This window comes from Streptomyces sp. NRRL B-3229, from assembly GCF_000719505.1.
Classification (GTDB): domain Bacteria; phylum Actinomycetota; class Actinomycetes; order Streptomycetales; family Streptomycetaceae; genus Streptomyces; species Streptomyces griseorubiginosus.
This window is the reverse complement of sequence record NZ_JOGP01000056.1, coordinates 1-5,155: the sequence shown is the minus strand read 5'-3', so window position 1 is coordinate 5,155 and position 5,155 is coordinate 1. Positions and strand designations below refer to the sequence as shown.

1 protein-coding gene is annotated in these 5,155 nt (G+C 73.1%); it reads right to left on the bottom strand.

What is annotated here, in order from left to right:
- Positions 1-69: 69 nt before the first annotated feature.
- Positions 70-5,155: SDR family NAD(P)-dependent oxidoreductase (locus tag IF54_RS0138460; RefSeq protein WP_159002309.1), on the bottom strand; the 5,086-nt coding region annotated here is incomplete at its 5' end.

The window sequence follows — 5,155 nt, the reverse complement described above, 5'->3', positions numbered from 1 at the left end:
AATGGGCGACGTCCGTCAGGTCGGCCTGCCCGCCCTCCAGGTGGTCGGCCAGCCGCTCGGCCTGCGCCTTCAGCGCCTGACCGGCCACGCACGCGCCTCGGTCAGCAGCTCCACCGCTCCCGCCGACCAGTCCACCTTCGGCGACGGCTCATCCACATGCAGCGTCTTCGGCAGCACCTCGTGCTCCAGCGCCATGACCATTTTGATCACGCTCGCGACACCGGCGGCGCCCTGCGCGTGTCCGATGTTGGACTTCACGGAGCCGAGCCAGAGGGGGTCGCGTTCGCCCCGGTCGCGCCCGTACGTGGCGAGCAGCGCCTGGGCCTCGATCGGGTCTCCCAGTGCTGTGCCTGTACCGTGCGCGTCCACGGCGTCCACGTCGGCGGTCGTCAGGTTGCCGTCGGCCAGGGCTTGACGGATGACACGCTGCTGGGAGGGACCGTTGGGCGCGGTCAGGCCGTTCGAGGCACCGTCCTGGTTGACCGCCGTACCGCGCACGATCGCGAGGACGGGGTGGCCGTTGCGGCGGGCGTCGGACAGCTTCTCCACCAGCAGGACGCCGACGCCCTCGGACCAGGCGGTGCCGTCGGCGGCGGACGAGAAGGCCTTGACACGGCCGTCCCTGGCCAGGCCGCGCTGGCGGGAGAACTCGACGTAGGTGTCGGGTGTCGCCATGACCATCGCACCGCCCGCGAGTGCCATCGCGCACTCGCCGCTGCGCAGCGCCCGTACGGCCATGTGCAGGGCGACCAGCGACGAGGAGCAGGCGGTGTCGACGCTGACGGACGGTCCCTCCAGGCCCAGGGTGTAGGAGACCCGGCCGGAGGCGACGCTGCCCGCGGTGCCGGTCAGCCTCAGGCCCTGGAGTTCGGCGGGCGCCTGCTGGAGGCGCACGGTGTAGTCGTGGCTGATCAGGCCGGTGAAGACGCCGGTGTCCGAGCCGCGCAGGGTCGTCGGGTCGATGCCCGCCCGCTCCAGGGTCTCCCAGCTGACCTCGAGGAGCAGCCGCTGCTGTGGGTCCATGGCGAGGGCCTCGCGCGGGGAGATCCCGAAGAAGCCCGCGTCGAACTCGCCGACGTCGTGCAGGAAGGCGCCCCGGTCGACGTAGGACTTGTCGATGGCGTCCGGGTCCGGGTCGAAGAGGGTGTCCAGGTCCCAGCCGCGGTTGTCGGGGAAGCCGCCGATGACATCGGCGCCGTCGGCGACCAGCCGCCACAGCTCCTCGGGTCCGGTGGCCCCGCCGGGGAAGCGGCAGCCCATGGCGACGATCGCGATCGGCTCGTCGGGGGTTTCGGGCCCGGTGAGGGGCACGGGCGTCACGGGCGCCGGCGCTTCCTGGGCAATGCCCAGTTCACTGTGCAGATGCCCGGCGAGAGCGACCGGTGTCGGGTAGTCGAAGACGACGGTCGCCGAGAGCCGGACGCCGGTGGCGGCCGACAGGCGGTTGCGCAGTTCGACGGAGGTCAGCGAGTCGAAGCCGGCGTCCTTGAAGGCGCGTTCGCCATCGACGGTGTGGGCGGCGGAGTGCCCCAGGACGGTCGCGGCCTGCGCGCGGACCAGGTCGAGCAGACGCAGGTCCTGCTCCTCCCGGGTGAGCGAGGCCAGCTCCTGCCGCAGCGAACCCTCCGCCGCGGCACCCGCCTTGGCGGTCTGCCGGCCCTGGCGCACGAGGCCGCGCAGCAGCTGCGGTACGGCCTGGCTCGCGGCGCGGGACTGAAGGCCCGCCAGGTCCAGACGGGCCGGCACGAGGGCGGCCTCGGGCGAACGCAGTGCCGCGTCGAAGAGGGCGTTGCCGGTCTCGGCGGTGATGCCGAGCATGCCGTCCCGCTTGTTGCGTTGCAGCGCGGCGGTGTCCAGCGCCTGGGCCATGCCCTCGGACCACATGCCCCAGGCCAGGGAGGTGGCGGGCAGACCGAGCGAACGGCGGTGTCCGGCGAGGGCGTCCAGGTAGGCGTTGGCGGCCGCGTAGTTGGCCTGCCCCGGGTTCCCGAAGATCCCGGAGGCCGAGGAGTAGACGACGAAGGCGGCGAGGTCGAGGTCCTGGGTCAGCTCGTGCAGATGCCAGGCGGCCTCGGCCTTCGGCGCGAAGACCTTTTCCAGGCGCTCCCGGCTCTGGGCCGCGATCACACCGTCGTCCAGCACACCGGCCGTGTGCACCACGGCCGTCAACGGCCGCTCGACGGAGGCCAGCAGAGCCCGAAGCGCCTCACGGTCCGAGACGTCGCACGCCTCGATCCGCACCTCGGTACCCGACTCGCCCAGCTGGGCGATGAGTTCGGCCGCGCCCTCGCTCTCGGCGCCGCGCCGTCCCAGGAGCAGCAGATGCCGCGCTCCGTGCTTCTCCACCACATGCCGTGCGACCAGTCGGCCCAGCGTCCCCAGACCGCCCGTGACCAGCACCGTCCCCTCCGGGTCGAGGGCACGCGGGACGGTGAGGACGACCTTGCCGACGTGGCGCGCCTGGCTGACGTACCGGAAGGCCTCGGGGGCCTTGCGGACGTCCCACGCCCGGACCGGCAGTGGGGTCAGTTCGCCCTGTTCGAAGAGGGCGACGAGTTCGGTGAGGATCTCCTGCACCCGGTCGGGTCCGGCTTCCACGAGGTCGAACGCCTGGTAGAGGACGCCAGGTCGGGCGGCCGCCACCTCGTCGGCGTCGCGGATGTCGGTCTTGCCCATCTCGAGAAAGCGTCCGCCGCGCGGCAGCAGGTCGAGGGAGGCGTCCACGAACTCGTGGGCCAGCGCGTCCAGGACGACGTCGACGCCTCGGCCGCCGGTCGCCTCAAGGAACTGCTCCTTGAAGGCGAGCGTGCGGGAGTTGCCGATGTGCGCTTCGTCCAGGCCGCTCGCGCGCAGGGCGTCCCACTTGCCGGCGCTGGCGGTGCCGAACACCTCGGCGCCCGCCTGCCGGGCCAGTTGGACGGCGGCCATGCCGACACCTCCGGCCGCGGCGTGCACGAGCACGGACTCGCCGGCTCGCAGCCCGGCCCGGTCGAACAGGCCGTAGTACGCCGTGGTGAAGACGATCGGCACACTTGCGGCCTGCTCGTACGTCCACCCGGCCGGGATCCGCACGAGGTGGCGGTGGTCGGCGAGTGCCTGAGGCCCGAAGCCGTCGCGCAGCAGGCCCATCACCCGGTCGCCGGGGGCGAGCGAGGTGACACCGGGGCCGGTCTCCAGGACGACACCGGCACCCTCACCGCCGAAGTGGGCCTTGCCCGGGTACATGCCGAGGGCGATCAGTACGTCGCGGAAGTTCAGGCCCGCTGCCCGTACGGCGATCCGGACCTGGCCCTCGGCGAGCGGTTCGCGGACCTCGGGGCTGGGCAGCAGCGCGAGGTTCTCCAGGGTTCCGGTGGCGGTGACGTCGAGGTGCCAGGCGTCGGTGCCGGCCGGGACGGCCAGTGCCTCGGAGGCGGCGGCGCGGGCCAGTCGGGGTGTGCTCACGCGGCCGGCGCGAACGGCCAGCTGCGGTTCGTCGGTGGCGAGGGCGGCGGGCAGCGCGTCCCGGGAGGCGGGGTCCTCGTCGACGGCGGCCAGCACGATCCGGTCGGGGTTCTCGGACTGGGCTGAGCGCACCAGGCCCCAGACCGCGGACGCGGCAGGGTCGGTGACCGGGTCACGGGTGAGGACGACCAGCCGGCCGTCCGCGCCGCCGAGGTGGGCCTGGACGACGGCGAGCACCCGGGTGGCCAGGTCGAGAGCGTCCTCGGCGGCAGCGTCGACGGGCGCGGTGAAGTCGGCCACGGCATGCTCGGACTGGTCGGCCACCAGCTGTTGGCCAACTGGGTTTCCCTCACGCCTGTCGGCGCCCGGCGAGCCCTCGTCGTGCGTGGTGAGCGGAGTCCAGTCGACGAGGAACAGGGAGTCCTGCACCGAAGTGCGGGCGGCGCCGAGCTGCTCGGTGGAGACCGGGCGCAGCACCATCGACCCGATGTCGGCGACGGGCGCCCCGGTCGAGTCGGCGAGGTTCAGCGAGATGCCGTCGGTGCCGACGGGCACCGCGCGGACGCGCAGCGCCGTGGCACCGGACGCGTGCAGAACCACCTGGTTCCAGGCGAACGGCAGCCGGGTCCGCCCGGCGTCCGCCTCCTGCCCGGGGCAGAACAGACCGCTGTGCAGGGCGGCGTCCAGCAGCGCGGGATGGATACCGAAGGCGTCCGCGTTCTGCCCTTCCGGCAGGACGACCTCCGCGTACACCTCCTCGCCCTTGGTCCACACGGACGTCAGGCCCTGGAAGGCGGGCCCGTACGCCAGCCCGGCCTCGCGCCGGCCGTCGTAGAAGCCCTCCAGAGCCACCTTCTCGGCTCCCGCGGGCGGCCACACGCCGAAGTCGAACTCCGGCGCGGCGGCGGCCTGTTCGGTGAGTGTGCCGGTCAGGTGCCGGGTCCACGGGGTCTCCGGCCCGGCGTCCTGCGCGGCCGAGTAGAGGCTGACGTGACGCCGCCCGTCCTCGACCCCGCCGACGACGACCTGGATCCGCACCCCGCCGGTCTCGGGCAGCACCAGCGGCGCCTCGATCACCAGCTCCTCGACGGCACTCGCGCCCGCCTCGTCACCGGCCCGCACCACCAGCTCCACCAGCGCCGCACCCGGCACGACGACCGACCCGGCGACCGCATGATCCGCCAGCCAGGGGTGACTGCGCAGCGACAGCAGGCCCGTCGCCAACACCCCACCCGACTCGGGCAGTTGGGTGACCGCCCCCAGGAGCGGGTGCCCCGCCCCTGCGAGTCCGGCACCCGACACGTCGGCGCTGCGGCCCACGTCCTCCAGCCAGTACCGTTCGCGCTGGAAGGCATAGGTCGGCAGGTCCACCCGGCGCGCACCGGTCCCCGCGAAGAGGCGCTCCGGGTCCAGAGCGACGCCGTACTCGAAGAGCCGCCCGAACGCGGTGACGGCGGAACGCGGTTCGGCGACACCGTTGCGCAGCAGCGTGACGAATCCGGCGTCGGTGGTGTCCACGAGGACGCCCTGGGCGAGTGCGGTGAGCACACCGTCGGGCCCGGCCTCCAGGAAGACGGTGACACCCTGCTCGTGCAGCGCACTCACCCCGTCGGCGAAACGGACGGCCTCGCGGACGTGTCGCACCCAGTACTCGGGAGAGGTCAGCTCACCCGAAGTCGCGGGCTTTCCGGTGACGTTGGAGACCACGGGG